Annotated in this window: 15 protein-coding genes and 1 pseudogene (1 of these 16 cut by a window edge); 7 read left to right on the plus strand and 9 right to left on the minus strand. The window is 71.9% G+C overall.

Annotated elements, in window-relative coordinates:
• Positions 1 to 1126: 1126 nt before the first annotated feature.
• Positions 1127 to 1990 (minus strand): HAD family hydrolase, encoded by an 864-nt coding sequence (locus tag OG455_RS26095; protein WP_266297677.1) that lies wholly within the window; start codon positions 1988 to 1990, stop codon positions 1127 to 1129.
• Positions 1991 to 2708: 718 nt separating this feature from the next.
• Here OG455_RS26095 and OG455_RS26100 point away from each other — a divergent pair.
• Positions 2709 to 3215 carry a universal stress protein gene (locus tag OG455_RS26100; RefSeq protein WP_266297679.1) on the plus strand — a complete coding sequence of 169 codons (507 nt, stop codon included), beginning with the start codon at positions 2709 to 2711 and terminating at the stop codon, positions 3213 to 3215.
• 199 nt (positions 3216 to 3414) lie between these two features.
• On the opposite strand, the gene OG455_RS26105 is transcribed toward OG455_RS26100, so the two are convergent.
• The gene (locus tag OG455_RS26105) at positions 3415 to 4590 is read right to left on the minus strand and encodes a serine hydrolase (RefSeq protein ID WP_266297681.1); all 1176 of its coding nucleotides are present in this window, start codon (positions 4588 to 4590) and stop codon (positions 3415 to 3417) included.
• 418 nt (positions 4591 to 5008) lie between these two features.
• Between OG455_RS26105 and OG455_RS26110 the strand changes: the two genes are divergently transcribed.
• Both OG455_RS26110 and OG455_RS26115 read left to right on the plus strand, forming a co-directional pair.
• Entirely contained in the window at positions 5009 to 6061 is a 1053-nt protein-coding gene (locus OG455_RS26110; RefSeq protein WP_266297683.1) for a sensor histidine kinase, read from the plus strand.
• Entirely contained in the window at positions 6052 to 6747 is a 696-nt protein-coding gene (locus OG455_RS26115; RefSeq protein ID WP_266297685.1) for a response regulator transcription factor, read from the plus strand. Before OG455_RS26110 ends, OG455_RS26115 begins: the two co-directional genes overlap by 10 nt.
• On the opposite strand, the gene OG455_RS26120 is transcribed toward OG455_RS26115, so the two are convergent.
• The 5 genes from OG455_RS26120 to OG455_RS26140 all read right to left on the minus strand — a co-directional run bounded on the left by OG455_RS26120 (position 6725) and on the right by OG455_RS26140 (position 14593).
• A complete protein-coding gene (locus OG455_RS26120) occupies positions 6725 to 7048 on the minus strand; it encodes a hypothetical protein (RefSeq protein WP_266297687.1) in 324 nt (107 codons plus the stop codon). The two genes, OG455_RS26115 and OG455_RS26120, sit on opposite strands and share 23 nt — an antisense overlap.
• Before the next feature lie 591 nt (positions 7049 to 7639).
• Positions 7640 to 8833 (minus strand): acyl-CoA dehydrogenase family protein, encoded by a 1194-nt coding sequence (locus tag OG455_RS26125; RefSeq protein ID WP_266297689.1) that lies wholly within the window; start codon positions 8831 to 8833, stop codon positions 7640 to 7642.
• Positions 8834 to 9126: 293 nt separating this feature from the next.
• Positions 9127 to 10098, minus strand: coding sequence for a hydroxymethylglutaryl-CoA lyase (locus OG455_RS26130; RefSeq protein ID WP_266300955.1), 972 nt, complete (start codon positions 10096 to 10098; stop codon positions 9127 to 9129).
• A gap of 107 nt (positions 10099 to 10205) precedes the next feature.
• Positions 10206 to 12569 (minus strand): biotin carboxylase N-terminal domain-containing protein, encoded by a 2364-nt coding sequence (locus OG455_RS26135; RefSeq protein ID WP_266297691.1) that lies wholly within the window; start codon positions 12567 to 12569, stop codon positions 10206 to 10208.
• Positions 12570 to 12808: 239 nt separating this feature from the next.
• Positions 12809 to 14593, minus strand: coding sequence for a carboxyl transferase domain-containing protein (locus OG455_RS26140; RefSeq protein WP_266297693.1), 1785 nt, complete (start codon positions 14591 to 14593; stop codon positions 12809 to 12811).
• Between the two features lie 129 nt (positions 14594 to 14722).
• On the opposite strand from OG455_RS26140, the pseudogene OG455_RS26145 reads away from it, so the two are divergent.
• The 3 genes and pseudogenes from OG455_RS26145 to OG455_RS26155 form a co-directional block, all read left to right on the plus strand.
• Positions 14723 to 15235, plus strand: a pseudogene (locus OG455_RS26145) (TetR/AcrR family transcriptional regulator); the annotation flags it as partial.
• A gap of 728 nt (positions 15236 to 15963) precedes the next feature.
• On the plus strand, positions 15964 to 19920 hold the full coding sequence (locus OG455_RS26150) for an ABC transporter ATP-binding protein (RefSeq protein WP_266300956.1): 3957 nt from the start codon (positions 15964 to 15966) through the stop codon (positions 19918 to 19920).
• Between the two features lie 222 nt (positions 19921 to 20142).
• Positions 20143 to 21636, plus strand: coding sequence for an MFS transporter (locus OG455_RS26155; protein ID WP_266297695.1), 1494 nt, complete (start codon positions 20143 to 20145; stop codon positions 21634 to 21636).
• Between the two features lie 51 nt (positions 21637 to 21687).
• Here OG455_RS26155 and OG455_RS26160 read toward each other — a convergent pair whose 3' ends face one another.
• Together OG455_RS26160 and OG455_RS26165 are read right to left on the minus strand one after the other, a co-directional pair.
• Positions 21688 to 22731 carry an ATP-grasp domain-containing protein gene (locus OG455_RS26160; protein WP_266297697.1) on the minus strand — a complete coding sequence of 348 codons (1044 nt, stop codon included), beginning with the start codon at positions 22729 to 22731 and terminating at the stop codon, positions 21688 to 21690.
• Positions 22732 to 22974: 243 nt separating this feature from the next.
• Entirely contained in the window at positions 22975 to 24126 is a 1152-nt protein-coding gene (locus tag OG455_RS26165; RefSeq protein WP_266297699.1) for a hypothetical protein, read from the minus strand.
• 331 nt (positions 24127 to 24457) lie between these two features.
• Here OG455_RS26165 and OG455_RS26170 point away from each other — a divergent pair, with 331 nt between their 5' ends.
• Positions 24458 to 24713, plus strand: partial view of an LD-carboxypeptidase gene (locus OG455_RS26170; RefSeq protein WP_266297701.1) — the 5' end (the start) only. Its footprint extends 686 nt past the window's final position; the window shows 256 of its 942 coding nt (coding positions 1-256); its start codon is at positions 24458 to 24460; its stop codon lies off the right edge, out of view.

Raw genomic sequence — 24713 nt, forward strand, 5'->3', positions numbered from 1 at the left:
CACCGGATCCAGCCGTACTGACGCTCTGTCCGGCGCCGCTGACGGCATGCCCGACGGCGTTGTCGGCGTATCCACCCAGGGTGCCGCCGTCGGACGGGGCGGGACTCGAAGCGGTGGCATGGGACGGCGGGGTGAGTGGGGGCACGCTTCTTGAGGCGCGGCCTGCCCGGCCTACTGGGGACTGGCCGCTGTCAGGACCCGTCTCGCTCCTGCTCACCCTGTTCAAGGTGCCCAAGCCCCCTCGGTGGTGTGGTGTGGTGATGCGGTGCTGCGCAACAAGATCGAATCTACTGGGTGGACCGTTGCCGTTGTGACAAGTTCACCATCCGACGCTATGTCGACATGGCAATTTGGCGTGATGCATTCGATCACGAAGCGTGGCACCCGTCGACCCCTCTGGGAAGGGGGCGGGTGGTGCGGTGGCTGGTTGCTGTACGGCGGATCCGCCGCGCCGAAGGATCCGCGCGCTCCCGGGGCCTGGTGGCCTGCCGGTATCACCAGCTGTGGTCCGGCGGACCGAAGCTGACTGAAAACAGGCGTTGCGCAGCCGGGGCGTGCGGTGCTTGCGTGCGCCCGTCGGGTCGGGGTCGAGCGCCCTGCTCGCGAGGGGCTGGGAGTGCGGGGCGGGAGTGGGGCGGGAGTGGGGTGCCCGGGCCCGGAGCCGGGCGGTTGGGCAGCAGGCGCTCGCGAGCCGGTAGCGGTGACGCTCGCGAGGGGTCGGACGGCGAGCGCGGCAGAGGTCGGACTGCGAGTGTGGCAAAGGCCGGACGGCGAACGCGGCAGCCGGCTCGAACAGGCCACGGCGCGCCCAGGGCGGACATTCCGGCCCGACTCTCTTCGGTGCGCTTGATCTGTGGGAAAGATCGCACACTGCAACATCGCTGTATTCAAACCGCTTGTCATACGAATAATCGTTTCGTCGGCTCATCCCCTCCCTTTCCATGGCTGCAAGTCCTTTGGCCGCAGGCTCGCGCCGATGTCGGCAACGACAGACGCACGAGGGGCAGCTGCTCCGGCGCCCATTCGTCTCGCTTTCGGTGCGGCCGGCCGCAGTTCCTGCCGCCTCCACACTTGAACGGCCTCCCGGGCCCACCGGACGGGCTTTCCCGTCCACACTCGAACGGGATCAACCGACGACGACGGCCCGCTCGTTCGGCCCGCCTCGCACGGGCTCCGTCTCGTCCCAGGCCGACGCCGACCCGTCCACCCCGGTCGCCGAGCGCCCCCGGTCGGTCATCGACCGGTCCTGCCCGGTCAGCGGCTCGCCCTGTGAGCTGGCCGATCGATCGCTCCCGTCCGTCCGCAGCGTCTCCGTCATGCCGTTCAACTCCCGGTCCGCCAGGACCAGGGCGATCGCTTCGGGCAGGCCTGAGGCGCAGAGAGTGGGGCGGTAGGCCTGCTCCGACCAGGGGCGGCCGTGCCGCAACCAGACGCTGCGGATGCCCGCGAGCTCGGCGCCCGCGATGTCGGCGGGGCCGTGGTCGCCCACCACCCAGGCCTCGGCGGCCCGGTCGCCGGCCAGGCTGAGCCCGCAGCGCTGGGCGGCGATCTCGAAGATCAACGGGTCCGGCTTGGCGCAGCCGGCCTCCTCCGACACCACCCAGGCGTCCACCAGCGAACTCAGCCCGGTGCGCCGGATCTTCTCCAGCTGCGGGCCGGTCCCGCCATTGCTGACGATGGCGATCGTCCAGCCCGCCGTCCGCGCGGCCCGGAGCGCCTGGGTATGAGAACTCGGACAGCTGATATGAGAATTGATCCCCCTGCGGTAGTGCGTGAGCAGGCCCTCCAGGGACAGGTCCAGGCCGTACCGGCGCCGCGCGGCGCTCAGCACGGTGTCGCGGGGGACGTAGCCGCCGCCGTCGATGACGCAGAGCCAGTCGACCTCGCTCGGTGGCAGTCCGAAGTCGCTCACCAGCCCGGCGGCCCATGCGCGGTAGGCGGCGTCACGAGGGAGCAGCGTGTTGTCGAGGTCGAGCAGGAGCAGCGGCATGCCGTGCATGCTGCCAGCGCCGACCGGCCGCAGGAAGCACGCGGGCTCACGATTGCCTCGGCGCAGTCTCACGGTCGCCCCTCCTGTCACAGGAGTCTCGTGCCACCTCGCTGGTACCTGAACTCCGTACGTCCGGTGTGTGGCCGACCTGTTGCATCGACAGACTCCGTCAGGCAAGCTCCAGGGAACCGCGAGCAGGCGGGGCGTGATCCGGCCGTTACGGGGCGCGTGCCGATAACCTCGCGCCGCCGCCATTAGCGGGATCGTTGTCGTACTGGGCCGCAAAGGCTGGGCGGCTGCGTCCACTCGTCGTACTCTGAAAGGAACAGGTCACTTACGGTGCCGCTCGGCCTCAACCGACCACGTGCCAATGAATGGCCTGCCGCCTGGGCAGCGCTGTCCTTCCTGTCGGCCCATCTCACTCGAAGAGTCTCGATTCATGGCCGGTTTTGAGTCTCCCCGATCTGCGGACCCGTTCCGCATTCTCGGTGCGGCGGATTTCTCGTCCGCGGGTTCACAACCCGATTCCACGGGATCACAGCAGGCAGCGCAAGCGCCGCAGTCAGCCCAGTCACCGCAGTCACCTCCCGGCGGCGCAAAGGCGCGCCGGGGTTGGCCCAGGCCACGGCAGCGCCGCGAGGAGTCGGCGGCCGCCACGGCGGGGGATTCGGAAGGTGCCGACACCGCGCCCGGTGCCGGCGAGGATGGTGGAGGCGACGTGAAGTCCCGGCACTCCAAGCAGACCGCTCCGCTCGGTGGCGAGGCGCCCGGTCTTCAGTCAGAGGTGATCCGGTCGTGCGATCCGGCGTTCCAGCACGGCGTGGTCGTCGGATTCGACGGCTCCCTGTCGAGTGAGCGTGCGCTCGCCTACGCGGTGGGTATGGCTCGTCGCTCCCGGTGCGGCCTGGTCATCGTGCACGTGGCCAACCGTCTGCCCGCGACCGTCTGGGCGGGCTGTGAGCCGCCGGTCTTCGTCGACCTGCCCGACCACCGCAGCGAGGTTCTCGGCCTGGAGCTGGCCTGCGCGGACTTCCTGGCCGGTGTCCCGTGGATCCTGGTCGAGCGCGGCGGCGACATCTGCCACGAGATCGAGGAGGTCGGCAAGGAGTACGCCGCCGACGCGATCGTGGTCGGGACCACGCACGGTCTGCTCGGTCGGCTCTTCGGCTCGGTGGCCGGGCGACTGGCCCGTCGCGCGAATCGCCCGGTGATCGTGATCCCCTGAGGCCTCCGCTGCTGAGTGGGTGTCAGTAGTGCCCTGGTGTGTTGGTGCGTTGGTGCCCTGGTGTCCGTGCTGTGCCCGGGGACCGTCGCGGGCGCGGTGGCCTGACATGTGATCAGCGATCAGCATGAACAGCCGATATTCCGTCAATCTGGCTCTTCCCGTTTCCCTCCTGCGCCGTGCCCGGATGTCGGGACGGTCGTCAGCTGTCCCGCCTGGTGCCAGGGGCGTCGCACAGCGCGTGGTCGACGAGGCTGCTGGCGGCCTGCTCCTGCTGGAGCGCGTGGGCGGGCGAGTCGTCCAGGGCGGTGGACATGGAGACTGTGACGGCGCGGCTGCCGTCGGCGGTGGCGCCGTTCAGGGTGATGTACCCGCCATCACCTCCTTCGTGGCTCCAGTAGCTACCGCCGCAGGACAGTGGCCGCTCGACCAGGCCGAGACCGTAGCGTCCCTGCGGCCAGAACATTTGGATCTTCTCGTTGACCGGAACGGTCTGCTCCATCTCGGCCAGCGTTGCCCGGGGCAGCAGTTCGCCGCCGAGCAGGCCCTGGAAGAAGCGGTTGACGTCCGCGCTGGTGGAGACGTAGTCGCCGGGGTCGGGGAGGACCACCTTGGTGACGTCGACCCGTTCGCCGGAGGGGAAGACCTGGTAGGCGTCGGCGTGTGGAGCGCGGAGTGTGGGGGTGCTGCCCGGCAGGTAGGTGTGGTCCATGCCGAGCGGTTGCAGAACGCGGTCCTTGACCTCCTGATGCCAAGGGCGACCTGCGGCCTTCTCGATGATCATGTCGAGCAGGGCGTAGCCGGCGTTGGAGTAGCTCCACCCGGTGCCGGGCGGGAAGTCCGGGTGGTGCTTCATCGCCAGCGCGACGATCTGCTGGGGCGTGTAAGCGTCGTACCGGCGCTCGTCGTACTCCTGCGGGGTGGCGTAGCCGGGGAGGTCGTCGTCGTGGATGCCGCTGGTGTGCTGGAGGAGTTCGCGGATGGTGATCAGACGTCCGTCGTTGCCGTTTCCGTCCACCAGGCCGGGCAGCCAGTGGTCCACCGTGTCGTCGAGCGCCAGCTTGCCCTCGTCGACCAGTTGCAGGACCACGGTGGCCACGAGCGGCTTGCCGGTGCTGGCCATCCGGAAGTAGCCGTTGCGGGGCACCGGACGGGCGGCGCCCGCCTCGGCGACGCCGCTGGTGGCGACCAGGTCCTGGCCGGGGCTGGTGGTCACCCGTGCCTGGACGCCGGTGATCCCCAGGGCCCGGATGCCGTCGACCTCGCGGCGCAGGTCAGCCTGCCCGTATCTGGGCGCTGTCGCTTCGTGTGCGGCGGCCGGCGGTTGGACGGCGACGGACGCGCCCGTAACGACGAGGACGGCCACAACTGCGGCCAACCATCCTCTGCCGGTGGGGTGGTGCTGACGACCGGGCCGACCGGGCCGACCGGGCTGATCGGGCCGCTCTGATCGGGCGGGCTGACCGGGCCGATCGGGCTGACCGGGCAGGAGGGCGTTCGGATGGTGCGGCGCGGTGGCCGGGTTCGTGGATGCCATAGCCCTGACGCTAGGTAGCCGTCGGCTGCGGGTCGCTACCCCTGGCTCCCGGACGAGAGGTACAGCTGCCTGTAGTGCCGCGGGGCCAGCTGGCTATCTAGGGTGAATCACGTGGGGCTTCCCACAACCCTCCTGTACGGCAACGGAAACAGAGGTCCAGGTGCTCGGCATACCCGGCGCAGGCCGCGCGTGGTGGTTCAGGACCTGGCGCAGCGGGCGGTACCTGCTGGGCACCTTGGTAGCCGCGGCAGTGACGCTCGTGGCGGCGCCCCTGCTGTGCGTTCCGTCGCTGGTACAGCCCTGGACGGAGCGGCATCGCCGGTGGGCCGAGGCGCTGCTGGGACAGTCGGTCGGGCCGCGCCCGCGCGCCGCCCGTCGCAATCTCGGCTGGCTCGTGACACAGGTGGTCACCGGCCTGCCGGCGGGCGCCCTCGCCCTGCTCTGCCTGGGCGGTCTGCTCCTCACGCCCGTCATCACGGTGCTGTGGTGGGCCTTTCCCACGGCGCCTTGGCTGCCCGTCATCAGCTTTCGCATCACCAGCTGGGGCACTGCGTTGCCGCTCGGCGCGGTGAATCTCGTATCCCTGGCGGTCATGGCCGCCGTCGTCCTCCCGCCGCTCGCCCGAGCGCACGCCCGGTGGTGCCTCGCGATCCTGGCGCCGTCGCCCGCGGAGCAACTGGTCGAACGCGTCACCGAACTCACCCGAACGCGTACGGACGTTCTGCAGGCACACAGTGCTGAACTCCGCCGGATCGAACGAGACCTGCACGACGGCACCCAGGCCCGGCTCGTGGCCATCGCCATGCGGCTAGCCGTCGCCGGCGAAAGCCTCTCCGACAACCCCGATGCGGCCGCCATCCTGGTGCGGCAGGCCCACACCGAGACCGAGGACGCGATGACCGAGCTGCGCTCCGTCATCCGCACCATCTATCCACCGGTGCTGGCCGACCAGGGCCTCTCCGGCGCGCTCGGCACCCTGGCCACCAGGGCCGGGGTGCCGACCCGCATCGACATCGATCCGCTCGGTGAGGTCCCCGCAGCGGTCGAGGCGGTCGCCTACTTCGCCGTCACCGAGGCACTGGCGAACATCGCCCGACACAGCCGGGCCACCCGGGCCTCGGTTCGCGTCACCCGCAGCGGCGCGCTGCTCCGCGCGGTGGTCACTGACAACGGGACCGGCGGAGCAGACGCCGCCCGAGGGTCCGGCCTGGACGGAATGCGCCGCCGCGCGGCCGCTCTGGACGGCATCATGAAGATCAGCAGCCCGCCGGGCGGGCCGACCGTCGTCACCGTGGAGTTGCCGTGCGCGTAGTGATCGCCGAGGACAACATCCTGCTGTCATCCGGGCTCGAGCTCCTGCTCAACTCCCAGGGGTTCGAGGTCGTCATGATCGCGGCCGATGCCCCCGGCTTCCTCGCCGCCGTCGAGACCCACCGACCGGACGTCACCATCGTGGACGTGCGCCTCCCCCCGACCTTCCGTGATGAGGGCATCCGGGCCGCGGTCCAGGCCCGCCGCGACCATCCCGGACTGCCCGTCCTGGTCCTGTCGCAGTACGTGGAGCAGGAATACGCGGGCCGCCTCCTCGCCGATGCCCGGGGTGGCATCGGATATCTGCTCAAGGACCGGGTGAGCCGCGTCGCGGAGTTCACCGACGCGCTGCGCCGTGTGGCCGGTGGCGGCACTGCCATGGACCCCGAGGTCATCGCCCAACTCATCGCGCACGGCGACCCCGTCGATGCTCTGACCGTACGCGAGCGCCAGGTGCTCTCGCTGATGGCCGAGGGACACGACAACGCGGCCATCGCCCAACGGCTCGTCATCACCGATAACGCCGTCCACAAGCACATCGGTAACGTCTTCCTCAAGCTCGGCCTGTCAGCCGGCGACAGCGGCCACCGCCGCGTTCTTGCTGTTCTGGCCTACCTCCGCCGCCATGGCGGTGCCCCGCTCGACCCCGCATCAGCCTCCCTCGTCAGGCGCGGGGAACCAGGGTGAGCAGGTTCGGCCAGCAACAGCGGGAGGGGAGTTCAGGGCTGGTCGGGCCACGCCTCGGGCGGGGGCGCAGCACCATCGGCCAGTCGCCATAGGTGGCGAGCAACTCGTCCAGTGGCACCTCCGGGCTTGAGGTGAAGACGGCGGTTCCTTCGGAGAGTCGTACGGACGCTTCCGGGCCGTGAGCCGTCTGCGCGCGTAGGACCACCACGGCCCCCGGGTCGACGGCCGACCGATCAGGGAAGTCGGCAGCGTCGATGCCGACCGTGCGCAACGCGCTCGGGTGGACGGCGATGTCAACCACCAGCCAGCCATCGCCGCGTGTGTGTTCGGCCCAACCGTCGGTCTGCAACAGGCAGGCTCACCCGTTCACTTCGTGGCAGTAGGCACCGAGCCGGACCACAGTGTGCTCTCCGAGCGTGCCCTCGGGATCGACAACGATGACGGCGACGGGCACGTCCGAGTCGTCAGGGTCGACGCTGGGGCGAACGTCCAGTCGGCTCACGGGAAAACCCCGAGGGGTCGGGTCGGACGAAGAGCCTCACCAGTTTCAGGGCACCGCCGCGCGAGCCGCGCTGCGGTAGCCCGCACGGTCGCCTTGGGCTCCAACTCCGCCGCCGCACAGCGCAACAACCAAGGTGTATCCGATGGCCGTGGAGCCGGCGCCCGCCTGCTTCGAGCAGCGCGACCCGAGCCGTCGACCCTTGCGGGCCGAGTGTTGAGGCTGTCTCCTGCCAGGGCGCCCCGGTAGGAGAAAGCCTCAGCACTCAGCGATGGCCCTTTGTTGTGTACCCGGTGGCCGACCTGGCGCGGACCCAGAGTCGGGCTCACAGCCAGGGGTGGCCGTTGACCGGTGTTCCGTACTCGTCATGCTCCTCCCGGCGGTGGGTGATGATCAGGAGGTCGCCATGCCCAACTCGCGTGCGATCAGCATCCGCTGGACCTCGGAGGTGCCCTCTCCGATCTCCAGGATCTTGCTGTCGCGCCAGAAGCGGGCGACCGGGTACTCGTTCATGAAGCCGTAGCCGCCGTGGATCTGGGTGGCCTCACGGGCGTTGTCGACCGCGGCTTCGGAGGAGTAGAGCTTCGCGATGGCGGCCTCCTTCTTGAAGGGTTCGGCGAGCAGCAGCCGCGAGGCCGCGTCCCGCCAGGCGAGGCGTGAGAGGTGCGCGCGCATCTCCATGTCGGAGATCTTGAACTGGATGGCCTGGTTGGTCCCGATCGGGCGCCCGAACGCGCGCCTGGTCGCGGCGTACTGGAGTGACTGGTCGACGCAGCCCTGGGCCAGACCGGTGGACAGGGCCGCGATGGCGATGCGGCCCTCATCGAGGATCCGCAGGAACTGGGCGAAGCCGCGGCCGCGCTGGCCGAGCAGGTTGGCTTCGGGAACTCGGCAGTCAGTGAAGGACAGTTCGCGGGTGTCGGAGGCGTTCCACCCGACCTTCGAGTACTTCTTCGACACTTGGAACCCTGGGGTGCCGACAGGCACGATGATGGAGGAGATCTCCCGCTTTGACGAGGATTCCCCCCCGTCTTCACTCGAACGAGCGATCGGTTCGGTCAGCGCGGTCACGGTGACCAGACCGGTGATGTCGGTGCCGGAGTTGGTGATGAAGCACTTGGTGCCATTGATCACCCACTCCCGCGTGGCCTCGTCGAACCGGGCGGTCGTCCGGGTGGCGCCGGCGTCCGAGCCGCCTTCCGGCTCGGTGAGCCCGAACGCGCCGAGCATCTCGCCTGCGGCGAGTCGGGGCAGCCACTCCCGCTTCTGCTCCTCGGTGCCGAACCGGAAGATCGGCATCGCGCCCAGCGAGACGCCTGCCTCCAGCGTGATGGCGACCGAGGAGTCGACCCGGGCAAGCTCCTCCAGCGCCAGGCAGAGCGCGAAGTAGTCGCCGCCCATGCCGCCGTACTCCTCGGGGAAGGGCAGGCCGAACAGGCCCATCCGGCCCATCTCCTTGACGATCTCGTACGGGAACTCCTCCCGCTCGTAGAAATCGCCGATCGTCGGGGCGACCACGTCGTTGGCGAACTCGGCGACCGTTCGCCGCAGCTCCTCGTACTCGGAATCCAGTCGGTGGTCGAGCATCTGATCCTCCAGTGGTTCGCCCGGGCGGGTGATTCGGGCGCAGAGTCGTGCGGGTGGCAGGGAAGGGAGGGGCAATCGGCGCGCGGGGGTGCGCAGACCGGCGTGCGATGGCGTGGTGCGCCGGTGGGATGCCACCGGCGCACCGAGAGCCGGAAGTGACGGCCGATCAGGTTCGTGATGGCCGGCGGGTGAGCGGGCCCGGCAGCATCGGGGGGCTGCCGGGCGGGCGGGTCAGCCGCAGGCCGAGCGATCCTGCCGTGGCGGTCGATCGGCCTGCGGGAACGCCGGGTCAGTCACCCCGTGGGAGCAGTACTCGCGCCGGGGCCGGCCAGCGCCTGGACCGCGCGGGACGGGCTCGGACGGCCCAGGCGCCCGGCCAGCCAGGCGCTGGTGGCGGCCAGCGCGGCGAGGTCCACGCCGGTCTCGATGCCCAGGCCGTGCAGCATCCAGACCAGGTCCTCGGTGGCGAGGTTGCCCGTGGCGCTCTTGGCGTAGGGACACCCGCCGAGCCCGCCGGCGGAGGAGTCGACGACGGTCACCCCGTGGCGCAGCGCAGTGAGGGTGTTGGACAGTGCCTGGCCGTAGGTGTCGTGGAAGTGGACGGCGAGCCGTGCCACGGGCACCCCGCCCCGTTCGAACGCGTCGAGCAGGCCGGCCACCTGGCCCGGTGTCGCGACGCCGATGGTGTCCCCGAGGCTCAGCTCCGAACAGCCCAGCTCGATCAGCCGCAGCCCGGCCTCGACGACCTGCTCGGGCGCGACCGGACCCTCCCAGGGGTCGCCGAAGCACATCGAGAGATAGCCGCGCACGGTCAGGCCCTGTTCGGTCGCCCGCCCGACCACGGGGCGGAACATCTCCAGCACCTCGGCGACCGAGCGGTTGAGGTTGCGCCGGGCGAAGGCCTCGGTGGCGCTGGCGAAGACGGCGATCTCGTCGGCGCCGTGCGCGAGAGCGCGGTCCAGGCCGCGCTCGTTGGGAACCAGAACGGGCAGCCGCAGCCCGGGGTACTGCTCGCGAAGGCCGTCGAGGCGCGGGAGCAGCTGCTCGGCGTCGGCCAACTGGGGGACCCACTTGGGGTGGACGAAGCTGGTCGCCTCGACGGTGCGCAGCCCGGCGGCGGCGAGGCGGGCGATGAACTCGGCCTTCACCTCGACCGGCACCAGCGCACTCTCGTTCTGCAGTCCGTCGCGCGCGCCCACCTCGTGGATCCGGACCCGGGCCGGCAGCGCCGGGTCCCGGATCACGCTGGGCAGGCCGAGCTCCAGCGCACCCGGTTCGCGGGTGGAGCCCGCACCGGCGTCCGGTGACTTCGGGTCCCCGGTGGCGGGGGTGCTGCCGGCGTCGCTCGCGGTGCGCACGGTCCGATCGGTCGTCATGAGGAGACCTCCGCAGTCTCGGTGGCATCGGCCGGCTCGGCCGGGAGGACGACCGCGAGGAGCTGTTCCATCGCCACGGTGCTGCCGGCGCCGGCGTGCAGCTCGCTGACCACGCCGTCGTGTGGCGCGGCGATCACGTGTTCCATCTTCATCGCCTCCAGGACCAGGAGCGGCTGGCCGCGCCGGACCAGGTCGCCGACTGCTGCCTTGACCACGGTCACCGTGCCGGGCATCGGCGCGGTGAGCGCGCCGTGGTGGGTGTCGCCGGCGGTGGCGCGCTCGGTCACCGGGTCGTACGGGTGGAGCGCCCAGCTGTCGCCGCCCGCGCCGAGCCAGAGCACGGGGCCGCCAGGAAGGGAGGGTGAGTTGTCAGTGGCGTGTGCGAACGTGGCGCGCAGGCCGTCGAGTACGAGGGCGAGGTCGGTGGCGCCGACCGCGGCGCGGGCCCGGCGGATCGGGCCTTCACCCAGACGGACCAGCATTTCCGGGAAAGCAGTTGACGGACTGTCAGTGGCCTCAATTACCTTGTCGGCACTGACCGGTCGTACCAGAACCGTCACCGGATCCTGCCCGGTGACACGGAGTCGGTGAGTCGTCCACGCCGGCTCGCCGGCCAGACGCCAACCAGAAGGGAGCGCGAAGGGATCGGTCCAGCCGTTGGAGGCGGCGGTGGGCACGAGCCGTTGGTGCCGCACGAGTGCTGCGGCGATCAGTACCGCATCGGGTGCCGTGGGCACGGGCGCAGGCCTGGTGCCGGAGGCGGCGGCGTCGGAAGCGGGATCGGATGTTGAGCCGAGCGACTGCTCAGGCTGCCCGGGGCCCGAGCGTTGTGCGGCGTCGCCGTGGTGGCCCTGGTCGGCCAGCAGTTCGGGGTGCTGCTGGACGGCCCGCTCGACCAGACCGGTGTCGAGCCGACCGGCCACCACATCAGGGAGAGCGAGCAGTCGGCGCAGGAAGCCGGCATTGGTGGTGACGCCCAGCAGCTTGGTGTCCGCGAGCGCGTTGCGCAGCCGCAGCAGCGCTGTCGCGCGGTCCGGGCCGTAGGCGATCACCTTGCCGAGCATCGGATCGTAGGCGCTGGTGATCTCGGTGCCCGCAGTCAGACCGGAGTCCACCCGGATTCCCTCGCCGGAGGGCTCCTCCAGCGACAGGATCCGGCCGCCGGTCGGCAGGAAGTCCCGCGCGGGGTCCTCGGCGCAGATCCGGGCCTCGACGGCATGGCCGAGGAAGGAGACATCTGTTTGAGCGAAGGACAACGACTCACCTGCGGCGACCCGCAGTTGCCACTCGACCAGGTCGAGCCGCTCGGCGGCCGGTGCCCAGCCGACCGACGGCCCGCCCTGGGGCGAGCGGGTGATCGCGACCGCCAACTCGGTCACCGGGTGCTCCACCTGCAGCCGGGTGTTCATCTCCATGAAGAAGAACTCGCGCACAGTGCCGGTGTCATCGCGGGCGCCCGCGTCCGCACCGTGTGCCCCGTGTGCTGACACCTGGTCGGGGTCGTCGCCCGGCACGATGAACTCCACCGTGCCGGCGCCGGTGTAGCCGCAGGCCTCGGCAGCTCGTACGGCCGCGGCCCCCATCGCGGCCCTGGTCCGCTCGTCCAGCAGAACGGAGGGAGCCTCTTCGATCAGCTTCTGATGGCGACGCTGCAGACTGCACTCGCGCTCGCCGAGGTGCACCGTGGTCCCGTGGGCGTCCGCGAGGACCTGCACCTCGATGTGCCGGGGACGGTCGACCCAGCGCTCCAGCAGCAGGGTGTCGTCACCGAAGGCGGTGCGGGCCACCCGGCGGGCGCCGGCCAGCTCGGCGGGCAGCTCGGCCGGGTCGCGGACCAGCCGCATGCCCTTGCCGCCGCCACCCGCAGAGGGCTTGATCAGGACCGGGTAGCCGATCTCCTCGGCCGCGCGGATCAGCTCCGCGTCGCTCGTCGCCCCGGCGCGGCTGCCGGGTACGACAGGGACGCCGACCGCGCTGACGGCCTCCTTGGCGTTGATCTTGTCGCCCATCAGCTCGACCGCTTCGGCGGGCGGGCCGATGAAGACCAGGCCGGCCTCGGCGCAGGCTCGGGCGAAGCCCGGGTTCTCGGCGAGGAACCCGTAGCCGGGGTGGACGGCCTGGGCTCCGGTGCGCAGCGCCGCGGCGATGATCTGATCACCACGCAAGTAGGTCTCGGTGGCGCTGCTGTCGCTGCGGTCGGTCGGCCCGAGCCGGACGGCGGTGTCGGCCTCGCGGACGTGCCTGGCGTCGGCGTCAGCATCACTGTAGACAGCGACCGACCGGATGCTGAGTCGCCGCAGGGTGCGGATCACCCGCACGGCGATCTCGCCACGGTTGGCGACCAGGACGGTGTCGAACATGGGAGGCGTTCCTCCGGGGCGAGGGGAGTGGAGCGACGGAGACGATCAGGCGATGACGATCAAGCAGGCCAGTCAGTTGCCGGTGGAGCGCTTGGCGGCTCGGAGGTTCGGCGGTTCGGCCCGTTTCCGTGATCCGCAGACCGCAGACCGCAGACCGTGATCCGCGGACCACCGACCACGGACACGGGCCGCAGAGAGGCGACCGTTCCGCGCGCGACTCGCGCCGCGCGCGGAACGGCTCACATCCGGAACACGCCGTAGGGAGCCGGCGGTGCGAGTGGGGCGTTGGCGCAGGCGGTCAGGGCGAGCCCGACCGCCGTGCGGGTGTCCATGGGGTCGATCACACCGTCGTCCCAGAGTCGAGCGGTGGCGTAGTACGCGCTGCCCTGCCGCTCGTACTGCTCGCGGACGGGGCGCTTGAATTCGTCCTCCGCCTCGGTGGCCCACTCCTCGCCACGTGCCTCGAACTGGTCGCGGCGAACCGTGGCGAGGACGGAGGCGGCCTGCTCGCCACCCATCACCGAGATCTTGGCACCCGGCCACATCCACAGGAAGCGGGGTGAGTATGCCCGGCCGCACATCGAGTAGTTGCCGGCTCCGTAGGAGCCCCCGATCACCACGGTCAGCTTCGGCACCCGGGTACAGGCGACCGCGGTGACCATCTTGGCGCCGTGCTTGGCGATGCCGCCCGCCTCGTACTGGCGGCCGACCATGAAGCCCGTGATGTTCTGCAGGAAGAGCAGCGGGATGCCGCGCTGGTCGCACAGCTCGATGAAGTGGGCGCCCTTGACGGCGGACTCGGCGAAGAGCACGCCGTTGTTGGCGACGATGCCGACCGGGTGCCCGTGGATCCGGGCGAACCCGGTGACCAGGGTGGCGCCGTACTCGGCCTTGAACTCGGCGAAGCGGCTGCCGTCGACCAGACGGGCGATCACCTCGCGGACGTCGTAGGGCGTGCGCGGGTCCACCGGCACCGCCCCGTACAGCTCGCCCGGGTCGACGCTGGGCGGTTCGACCGGGGCGAGCGGCCAGGGCTGGGCCGAGCGCGGACCGAGTCCGGCCACGATCGTGCGGACGATGCCGAGGGCGTGCGCGTCGTCCTCGGCCAGGTGGTCGGTCACCCCCGAGGTGCGGGAGTGCAGTTCACCGCCGCCGAGTTCCTCCGCTGTCACGACCTCACCGGTCGCCGCCTTCACCAGCGGTGGGCCGCCGAGGAAGATGGTGCCCTGGTTGCGGACGATGACGGCCTGGTCGCTCATCGCCGGGACGTACGCGCCACCCGCTGTGCAGGAGCCGAGCACGGCGGCGATCTGCGGGATGCCGGCGCCGGAGAGCCGGGCCTGGTTGTAGAAGATCCGCCCGAAGTGGTCGCGGTCGGGGAAGACCTCGTCCTGCATCGGCAGGAACGCGCCGCCCGAGTCCACCAGGTAGACGCAGGGCAGGCGGTTCTCCAAGGCGACTTCCTGCGCGCGCAGGTGCTTCTTCACCGTCATCGGGTAGTAGGTGCCGCCCTTGACGGTGGCGTCGTTGGCGACCACCACCACCTCGCGGCCGGCCACCCGCCCGATCCCGGCGATCACACCCGCGGCCGGGGCCGCGCCGTCGTAGAGACCGTCGGCTGCCAGCGGGCAGAGCTCCAGGAACGGGGATCCCGGGTCGAGCAGGGTGTCCACCCGGTCGCGGGGGAGCAGTTTGCCGCGTGCCGTGTGCCGCTCGCGAGCCTTGGCGCCGCCGCCGAGCGCGGCCGTGTTGAGTTTGGCGCGCAACTCCGCGACCAGGGCTCGGTGTGCCTCGGTGTTCGACCGGAACGCCTCGGAACCGGGATCGACCGCCGAGCGCAGCCGGGGTGCCGGGGCTGCGGCTGCGGCAGGCGCCGCTGAGCGGCCGTCGGCGGCCGACAACGGGGCGGGCCACGAGCCGGGCGGCGGAGAGCCGGCCACGCGCGTGCCCGCCTGAGCCGCTCCCACGGGGGCGGCGGCCTCCCACGGGTGGCGGGAGGTGAAGCCGGGGGTCGGCAGGGTCATCCCAAGAGCTCCTTGCTCCAGGAACCAGCGGGCGCGGAAGACCGGTAGGTCCGGCGCCCCCAAGTTAATGGTGGTTAACTCCTGCGGTCAGGTTAACCACCGATAACCGCGCTGTCTACGATGGGATTCATGTCGAACGCTCCTGTCGCCCCCGCGACCCCCCGCCGCGACCAGATCCGTCGGGAGGCGGCTCGCCTCTTCGCCGCGCGCGGGTTCCTGGGTGTCGGCGTTGACGAGATCGGCAAGGCGGTCGGCATCAGCGGCCCAGGGCTCTACCGGCACTTCTCCGGGAAGGACGCGATGCTGGCCGACCTGCTGGTCGGCATCAGCGAACGGCTGCTGGAGGAGGGCCGCCGCCGCGCCGGCGCGGCGGACGGCCCGCAGGCCGCACTCGACGCGCTGATCAGTGGACATGTCGACTTCGCCCTGGACGACCCCGACCTGATCACGCTGCACGATCGCGAGCTGCTCCACCTCAAGGAGGAGGACCGCCGCCGGGTGCGCCGGTTGCAGCGCGGCTACGTCGAGCTCTGGGTGGACGCTGTCCGGGGGGCGTTCCCCGGACTGGTGGCAACTGAGGCGGAGTCGGCCGCGCGCGCCGCGGTGCACGCCGTCTTCGGGCTGCTCAACTCCACGCCGCACAGCACAGGCCTGCGCTCGGGCGCCACCGCCACCGCCACCGCTCCCGCAGTCACCGCTCCCGCAGTCACCGGGGCCGACGCCGCAGCCGACCCCTATGCCGTCACTGGGATCGCCACTGGGATCGCCTCCGAGCTGGTCGCAGAGCCGGTCGCAGATCCGGTCGCGGGGCCGGTCGCACGGGCCGGGGCCGACCCGGGAAAGACAGCGGTCGGCGATCGCGGCGGCCTGCTGCCGCGCGCTGAGATGGCGACCCTGCTGAACCGTCTGGCGCACGGTGCTTTCGCTGCGGCTGCCGAGGGGTGGGTGCGGGCGTAGTCGGGTGCGGGCGTAGCGGAAGCCCGGGCCTCCGGCGCCCGGTCGTACCTGCCTTCGGCCCCGGTCCCCGGTCCCCGGTCCCCAGTCCCCAGCCTCCGGCGCACGGCCTACCCGACTGGACGTAGGTCGAGCGCCCCCATTCAGTCCGCCGTGCGACCGGTGCGCCCATGGCCTTCGATGGCGCAGCCTGTAAGGGAAGGAAAACCGACGGATCGCCGTTGGTTCGTGCCAGGTCAGTCAGTTGGCAGCGCCGGTACGTCGTGGACGACCGCCTCACGAAATGGTTAGTATCCCTAAATATGCCTGAGACTCATGGCTCCACCAGGGAGATACCCGCGGCAGACGCCAGTACCCCCGCACCAAGCGCCGCGGCAGCTTCCGACGCACCCGGTGCCCTCGGCGACCCGGCTGCCCTGGGCACACCGCCGGCCCCTGTCGGCTGGCTCCGCCGCTTGTCCACCTACTGCTGGCGCTACCGGCGCAACTTCCTCCTCTCCTTCGGCGCGTCGCTCGGCGGTATGGCGGTCACCGCGATCGTCCCGCTGATCACCAGACTGATCATCGACGACGTGGTCACCGCCCACACGCGCAGCCTCACACCGTGGGCGATCGCGCTGGTCGTGGCCGCCCTTCTGGTCTTCGGCTTCACCCAGATCCGCCGGTACAGCGCCGGTCAGGTCGCCCTCGACGTCCAGCAGGACCTGCGGTCCGATCTCTTCCGCTCGCTCACCCGCCTCGACGGGGCCAAGCTGGATCAGCTCGACACCGGTCAGGTGGTCAGCCGCGCCACCTCCGACCTGCAACTGGTCCACGGTCTGCTCTCGATGCTGCCGATGATGACCGGCAACCTGCTGCTCTTCGCGATGTCGATCGCCGTGATGCTCTGGCTCTCACTGCCGCTGACCGTGATCGCGCTGGTCATGGGCCCGGTCCTGTGGTGGATCGCGACGCTGAGCCGCAAGCGCCTCTTCCCCGCGACCTGGGCCGCCCAGCAGCAGGCCGCCGCGGTGGCCGGGGTGGTCGACGCGGCGATCGGCGGTGTTCGCGTGGTCAAGGGCTTCGGCCAGGAGGCGCAGGAACTGGACAAGCTGGAGGCGGCCTCGCGCAGCCTGTTCGGGGCGCGACTGCGCGCGATCCGGCTCAACAGCCGCTTCACCCCGGCGCTCCAGGCGGTCCCCGCGCTCGGGCAGGTCGCGGTGCTGGCGCTCGGCGGCTGGCTGGCCGTGGACGGCGACGTCACCCTCGGCACGTTCGTCGCCTTCTCCACCTATGTGGCCCAGATGACCGGTCCGGTCCGGATGCTCACCGTGGTGCTGACCGTCGGCCAGCAGGCTCGCGCCGGTGTGGAGCGGGTCTTCGAGCTGATCGACGAGCAACCGCAGGTGACCGAGGCACCCGACGCGCAGCCGCTGCGCCCGGTCGACGGTGTGCCGGCACTGGAACTCGACCAGGTCGACTTCCACTACCCGGACCAGGTGGCACAGCACACCGGCCTCACCCCCGCACCCACCTCCGCGCCTGTGCCCACCTCGCCCACCTCCACCCCCGCACCCACCCCCGCACCCACCCCCGCACCCACCCCCGCACCCACCCCCGCACCCACCCCCGCACCCACCCCCGCACCCACCCCCGCACCCGCACCCACCCCCGTGCTGCACGGCCTCAGCCTGCGGGTCGCCCCGGGGGAGACGCTCGCCCTGGTCGGTGCCTCTGGCTCGGGCAAGTCCACCCTGGCGCAGCTGATCCCCAGGTTCTACGACCCCACCGGCGGCACCATCCGGCTCTACGGTCAGGATCTGCGCGAGGTGACCCTCGACTCGATCCGTGCCATGGTCGGGATCGTTCCCGAGGACAGCTTCCTCTTCTCCGACTCGGTCCGGGCCAACATCGCCTACGGCCGTCCGGACGCGACCGAGCAGCAGGTCGAGGCGGCCGCACGCGCCGCGCGGGCGGACGGCTTCGTCCGTGAGCTGCCCGAGGGGTACGACACCAAGGTCGGGGAGCAGGGCCTGACCCTCTCCGGCGGCCAGCGCCAGCGGATCGCGCTGGCCCGCGCGATCCTCGCCGATCCCCAGGTGCTGCTGCTCGACGACGCCACCTCGGCGGTCGACCCGCGGATCGAGGCCGAGATCCACGAGGCGCTCCGCACCGTGATGGTCGGCCGCACCACCGTACTCATCGCCCACCGCCGCTCCACTCTTCAGCTGGCCGACCGGATCGCCGTGCTCGACCGCGGGCGCCTGCTCGACCTCGGTACCCACGAGGAGTTGGAGGCACGATGTCCCCAGTACCGTGCCCTGATCACCGACCCGGAGGCACTGGCGGGCCACACCGCCCCGACCGTCCCACCCACGACCGCCGCCTCCGTCGCCACCACCACAGCCACCGCCTCCGCCAGTACGGCCTCTGCTGCTCCGACTGCCCCAACCAGCCGGAACGCCACCCTCGCCTCCGCCCGCCCCGCCCCCGCCCGCCCGGCCCTCGGCCGCGCCGCCGACCCCGCGCTGCTCGCCCAGGTCGCCGCGCTCGGGCCGGCCACCGACACCCCGGCGGTCCCGCTCGCCCAGGCCGCCGCCGGTGACCCGGACTTCTCGCTCGGCCGCCTGCTCAAGCCCTTCCGCGGCTTCCTCGCGCTGGCCTTCGTGCTGCTCGGTCTGGACGCGGCGGCCGGCCTGGTGGTTCCGATCCTGATCCGGCACGGCATCGACGACGGCGTCTCCAAGGCGGTGATGTCCGGTGTCACCGTGGCCGCCGTGCTCGCCCTGGTGGTGGTGGTGCTGGACTGGCTGGTGCAGAGCCTGGAGACCAAGGTCAGCGGTCGCACCGGTGAGCGCGTCCTCTACACGCTGCGGCTGAAGATCTTCGCCCATCTCAACCGGCTCGGCCTGGACTACTACGAGCGTGAGCTGTCCGGCCGGATCATGACCCGGATGACCACCGACGTCGACGCCCTGTCGAGCTTCCTGCAGACCGGTGTGGTCACGTCGGTGGTCAGCCTGCTGACCTTCGTCGGGATCTTCGCCGCCCTGCTGATCATCGACGTCGGGCTGGCGCTGACCGTCTTCACCGTGCTGCCCCTGCTGGTCATCGCCACCGTGGTGTTCCGCCGCAAGTCGGTGGCGCAGTACGAGGCCTCGCGCGAGCTGATCAGCGCGGTCAACGCGGGGCTGCAGGAGAACGTGGCGGGCATGCGGATCGTCCAGGCGTTCCGCCGCGAGGTCGACACCAGGGCGGAGTTCGTCGAGCGGGGCCGCGCCTACCGCGACACTCGCGCCCGGGCGCAGCTCTACATCTCGATCTACTTCCCGTTCGTCCAGTTCCTCTCCGACATCGCCGCCACGCTGGTGCTGATCGCCGGCGCCTCCCGGGTGAACTCCGGGACGCTCACGGTCGGTGCACTGGTCGCCTACCTGCTCTACATCGACCTCTTCTTCGCCCCGGTGAACCAGCTGTCGCAGATCTTCGACGGCTACCAGCAGGCCTCGGTCGGCCTGGGACGGATCCGCGAGCTGCTGCGCACGCCGACCAGCACGCCCGAGACCACCGAGCCGGTGGCCACCGAGCGGCTCCGCGGCGAGATCCACTTCGACGGCGTCAGCTTCGCCTACAACGGCGGCGGCGCGGGCAACCCCGAGGTGCTGACCGGCATCGACCTGCGGATCCCGGCAGGTCAGACGGTCGCGCTGGTCGGCGAGACCGGCGCGGGCAAGTCCACCCTGGTCAAGCTGGTCGCCCGGTTCTACGACGCGACCGGGGGCGCTGTGCGCGTCGACGGCACCGACGTGACCCGCTACCGCCTGGCGGACTACCGGCACCGGCTGGGTGTGGTGCCGCAGGAGGCCTACCTGTTCGCCGGTACGGTGCGCGACGCGATCGCCTACGGCCGGCCTGCGGCCACCGACGCGGAGGTCGAGGCCGCGGCCCGCGCGGTCGGCGCCCATCAGATGATCACCACCCTGTCCGACGGCTACCAGCACGAGGTCGCGGGACGTGGTCGCAACCTGTCGGCCGGTCAGCGCCAGCTGATCGCGCTGGCCCGGGCCGAACTGGTCGACCCCGACATCCTGCTGCTGGACGAGGCCACCGCGGCCCTCGACCTGGCCACCGAGCTGGCGGTCAACCAGGCCTCGGACCGGTTGCGCGACGGCCGAGCCGACCGCCCGGGCGGTCGCACCACCCTGGTCATCGCGCACCGCCTGACCACCGCCGAGCGGGCGGACCGGGTGGTCGTGCTGGACCACGGCACGGTGGTCGAGGACGGTACGCACGCCGAACTGCTCGCGGCTGACGGGGCGTACGCCAAGCTCTGGCGCGCGTTTGTCGCCGATGGCCACCCCCGCGAGCCGGTCTCCGCGGAGGTGACGGGCTGAATCGACCGATCGGCCTACTCGACTTCCTGTGGGCCTTTCGCGGAAAGGCCCGTTCGATCACGGACCAATATTGAGCGTGCGCCAACCAGATCGGCGCAGGGCCATCGGGGCGCCACCTGGTACTGGGGTGGCGCCCCGAGCTGGTAGACAAGCGGGGCGACCGCGCGGACAGCGGTACGCGACCTCCCCCGGTACCACCCTCAGGTCGAGAGGCCCCTGCCCATGTTCTCGCGCGCTCGCGAGGCGGGGCGCAGTGCTGCGCACCACGCTCCGACCCTCAGCGCCGCTGGCGCCCCCACAACCCCTGCCTCCACCGCTCCCGGCCTCGCTGCCGCCGGTCCTGCCACCGCCGACTCGGCCACCGTCAGCGTCACTGCCAGCAGCATCCCTGCCGACGGTGCCACTACGGCCGGCCGCCCGGGCGACGAAGGCCGAACGTCCACCGCCACACCCCTGGTGCCGCTGGCGGCCCTGTTCACCATCGGCTACCTGCCCGCCTACCTGGTCCCCACCATCACCGTGCGGCTCACCGGCGACTTCGGCCTGACGGGCACTCAGGCCGGCGGCATCGGCAGCGCCCTGCTGCTCGCCTCGGCCGCCGCCGGTATCGCGTTGGCGGGCCGGGTCGCCTCGATCGGTCCGGCGCGGCTCGCCCGTGCCGGACTGGCGGTGCTGACCTGCGGCTTCACCCTCGCCGCCGCGACGCCCGGCGGGTCGGTTCCGCTGCTGGTGGTCGGCTGCCTGCTGGGCGGCCTGGGCGCGGGGACGGCTTCCGCGGTGGCCGGAACGGGTGTGGCGGCGGCCGCCGATCCGCACCGCGCCTCGGTGCTCGGCCTGCTCACCACCTCCACTGTCGCGGCCGGCCTATACCTGGTGCTGCCCAGGCTCGGGAGCTCGCACGCCGCCCCGTTCCTGGCGCTCGCAGCCCTGGGCCTGCTCGCCCGTCCGCTGCTGGCCTCCTTGCCGGGCACTGTTCCGCCGGCCGGGACCCCGCCCCTGACCTCGCCCCCGCCCCTGACCCAGGCTCCGCCCCCGCCCGTGACCCCGAACGCCCGCCACCGCCTGCCCCACCGCACCGCCGGGCTACTGCTGGCGGTGACCACGGTGCTCTGGGCGATAGCGCAGAACGCGCTCTGGGGTGTCAGCGGCCAGATCGGCCTGCACCGGGTGGGCTTCACCGAGCGGGCACTGGGCCTGGTCTTCGCGGTGGCGCTGGCCGGCGGGCTCCTGGGCGTGCTGGCGTCCGGGGCGCTCGGCAGCCGGATCGGACGGGTGCTGCCGCTGGGCCTGGGCACGGCGGCGATCGCGGCTTGCGTGGCGCTGAGTGCCGCGGCCCGTTCCGCGGTGGGCTTCGCCGGTGGCGAGGTGCTCTGGAACGTGCTCTATCCGCTGGTGCTGACCTACCTGATCGGGTTGGCGGCCGAGTTGGATCCGGCCGGTCGGTGGACCGTCCTGGTCGGCTCGGCCTCCGCCCTCGGCGTCGCGGGCGGTCCGCTGACCGGCGCGACCCTGCTCACCGACCTCGGCTGCCCGCTGCTCGCGGCCGTGCTCGGGGGCACGCTGCTGCTCACCGCCGGGCCGCTGGTGCTGCTGGCCCGCGCGTTCGGCGCCTCGTCGCCGGGTCCGCCGGGTCCGTCGGCGCCGCCGATCCCGCTGCCCACACCGCGAGCCCCCGTTCCACCGGTCCCCGATCCGACTGCCGCCGAGGCGGCTTGACAGCTTGACAGGCTGACAGCCCGGGTGGACTCGTCGGTCGGCCGGGACGGCTCAGGTGGAGATCAGCGAGGAGAGCAGACCGGACACCTCGGTGCCGCGTGGCAGATCGCTCACCTGCCCGTCCCCCACCTCGACCACCATCCAGCCACCCCCGTCGGCGAGCAGCGCGAGGTCGGTGGTGACGAACCGACAGCCCAGCGCGCGGACCAGGGAGCGCACCTGGGTCAGGTCGGGGGCCGGGAACACCTCGGGCGTGTCCGGGTGCGGTCCGGTCAGCACCGGTTCGCCGTCCACCCACCAGACCCGCGCCTCGGCGGCCCGCTCGGCGCCAGTGACGGTCCCCGCCCCCACCCTGGTCCCGCTTCCTGCGCCGCCTGTCGGGTCGCCTGCCGGGTCGCCTGCCGGGTCGCCTGTCGGGTCGGCCGACCGGCCGACCGTCGCGCCCGCCGGGGCCGCGACCCGGGCCGTCGTCCGGGACCGCCCGCCGCTTCCCTCCGCGGGTGGTACGAAGCTGTGGAACCGCCGCAGCACCACCCCGCCGGCCAGGAACTCGCCCTGCAACTCGACGAAGCGGTCCACCACCCTGGCCACCGCCGGCAGGTCGGCCAGCTCGGGGACGAAGCACGCCTCGTGCCACTGGTGCTTTCGGGACTTCACGAAGTCCTTGACAATGGCCGGCCCGTGCCCGCCGAGCCGGGCCACCGCGTCGGCCAGCTCGCCCGGGTGGTGCTCCGCGGCCAGCCAGACACTGTCGGGGGTGGCACCCTCGAAGGTGCTGTACCAGCCCGGCAGCTCGTGGGCGGTGGCGTAGGCCGCCGCGCTGGTCAGCAGGTTGCAGCCGCGGTCGGCGAGTGCGCGCACGAAAGCCGCGTAGGCCGGTACCGGCAGCATCCAGCCGCGGTACCAGGCCGGCCCGATCCCGGGGGGCACCCGGCGCACCGCTTCGGCGGCGTCCCCGGCGAGCAGCGCGTCGTGGTCGATCAGCGCGGTCTCGCCACCCAGCCCGCGGACCAGTTGGGCCTCGTAGGAGTAGTGCGGGTCGACGCGCCGGGGATTCAGCGGATCCTGCGGCAGCAGGATGGTCGGGGCTGGCATGGGCCACAGGGTAGCGGCGCACCACGGCCCGGTCCGTGGCTTTGACCGCTCCGCGCGTCGGGCGCGTGCGGTCATCGGCGCGCTGAGGTGTGCGTCAGGAGCGCGAAGCAGCGCAGCGGCGCACAACACCGTCGGTGAGTGAGCCCCCCGCGCCTGCCCTTCGCGCCCATCCCCAGGGTCCGCCCCGTCAGGCCGGGCGGAGGGAGCACGGGGGCGGCAGGCTCCGAACCGGCAGGCCCTGCCTCAGCCGCGACGGCGCCTGCCGCCCCCGTGCTCCGGGGCGACCTGCCAGTCCCGCGGGCGCAGCTCGCGGTCGTGCAGCGCCTCCGCGTTGATCAGCACGGTCAGCTCGGCGCGGCCGAGCTCCTCGAAGTTGAGTCCGGTGGCCGTCAGCAGGAGCTCGGTCGGCACCGAGATCGCGATCGACGGGCGCCAGGAGGGCAGCACCGCCAGCGTGGTCCCTTGGCCGACCCGGATCAGCTGGGCGGTGACCCGGCGGCAGCGCTGGTCCTCCAGGCGTCCGCCGATCCCCGGCACCACTCGGGGACCGCCGATCAGAATGCCCAGCGGCGGCTCGATCGCCGCGGGCGCCTCGCCTGCCTGAGCGTCAGCAGCCCAGCCGCCGACGGGCCGACCGCCGACCACCGGTCTACCAACGGCTGGTCCACCAACGGCCGGTCCACCAGCGACCTGCCCGCCGGCTGCCCGCGCAACGGTTGTCAGAGCCCCGGGCGACGCGGCCGGGGTGGCTGACGAGGAAGCGGCGGCGGCCTCCGCGAGCCTGGCCGGGTCGAGGTTCCCAGCCGCAGGGTCCGCAGCATCAAGGCCGGCAGCAGCAGGGTCGGTGGCAGCCGGGTTCGCTGCCCCGGCGATCGGTGAGCCCGCCCGCAGGATGCTCCGGCGCGGCGGGGCCGGACGCCGGATCCGGGGCCGCGCACGCGCGGGCGACGGGCGCCAGCCCTCACTCACCTCGTCCTGGTCCAGCGGCTCGCCCGAGGCCTGCGCCGACCCACCGTCGGTCAGCAGCTCCTCCAACTGGGGCCGGGGCTGCGGCACGACCCCGGGCGCCCGGTCCAGCGCAGGGCGCGGTCGGCGCTCTGCTGTCGGATCGACGCCGGCGAGCAGCAGCAACTGCTCCACCTCGGCCACCGACTGATGGCTGGCCACCGCCAGCTGGTCCAGCTCGGCACCGCGCTCGTAGGCGGCCCGCAACCGTGAGGCCAGCCCGGCCCGCAGGTTCGCCGTCGTGGCGGCGCCGGGATCCCGGCGGACGGGCTGCGGCGGCGCAGCCGACTCACCGGCCCCGGGCAGCGCGCAGACCTGGGGCAGTTCGGCCGCCCCCGCACCGGCCGGGGGCTGGTTCGGTGCGTCCATCGGTATGAACGACGAGCTCATCGGTGAGGTCCTCCGGTGTACAGTCCGCCCGAATCTTGCCGTACCTGAGGAAGAACGTCCATGGGATCGCCTGGTCGACCAGGCAAACCCCCGCAGGTGACCGCCGGAGCGAGGCCGCGCCGAGGGGCCGGAAACCGTCAAACCCACGGCTCGCAGAACGAGCTGACGCTTTATCGGTCATATGTCTCATGGAACTCTCATGTGTGCCGGACTCTTTGACCGGCTTGGAGTGCCCACCGGGCGACAATGGACCTGAACGTACGGACGATCGGCGGCCCGGCCGCCTGCCCACCACCCGCTCACCGCCCCCTCACCTGGAGAACGGACGGCCATGGCCACGCCCGCAGACGGTCTGACCCGCCCCCGCAAGCTCGTCCCCGGCGACCGGGTGGCCATCGTCGCCCCCAGCGGCCCGATCGACCCGGCCCGACTCGACGCGGGGTGCGCCATCCTGCGCTCCTGGGGCCTGGAACCGGTGATCGCGCCGCACGTCCTGGACGTCCACCCGCGCCTCGACTACCTGGCCGGCAGGGACGAGGACCGGGCCGCCGACCTCCAGCAGGCCTGGCTCGACCCGTCGATCGCGG

The organism is Kitasatospora sp. NBC_01287, from assembly GCF_026340565.1.
GTDB lineage: Bacteria > Actinomycetota > Actinomycetes > Streptomycetales > Streptomycetaceae > Kitasatospora.

Bases quoted from the DNA above. Each gene is read 5' to 3' on its own strand.
- OG455_RS26095 (WP_266297677.1), bottom strand. From the start codon at position 1,990: ATGCCGCTGCTCCTGCTCGACCTCGACAACACGCTGCTCCCTCGTGAC.
- OG455_RS26125 (WP_266297689.1), bottom strand. From the start codon at position 8,833: ATGCTCGACCACCGACTGGATTCCGAGTACGAGGAGCTGCGGCGAACG.
- OG455_RS26160 (WP_266297697.1), bottom strand. From the start codon at position 22,731: ATGCCAGCCCCGACCATCCTGCTGCCGCAGGATCCGCTGAATCCCCGG.
- OG455_RS26135 (WP_266297691.1), bottom strand. From the start codon at position 12,569: ATGTTCGACACCGTCCTGGTCGCCAACCGTGGCGAGATCGCCGTGCGG.
- OG455_RS26165 (WP_266297699.1), bottom strand. From the start codon at position 24,126: ATGAGCTCGTCGTTCATACCGATGGACGCACCGAACCAGCCCCCGGCC.
- OG455_RS26140 (WP_266297693.1), bottom strand. From the start codon at position 14,593: ATGACCCTGCCGACCCCCGGCTTCACCTCCCGCCACCCGTGGGAGGCC.
- OG455_RS26155 (WP_266297695.1), top strand. From the start codon at position 20,143: ATGTTCTCGCGCGCTCGCGAGGCGGGGCGCAGTGCTGCGCACCACGCT.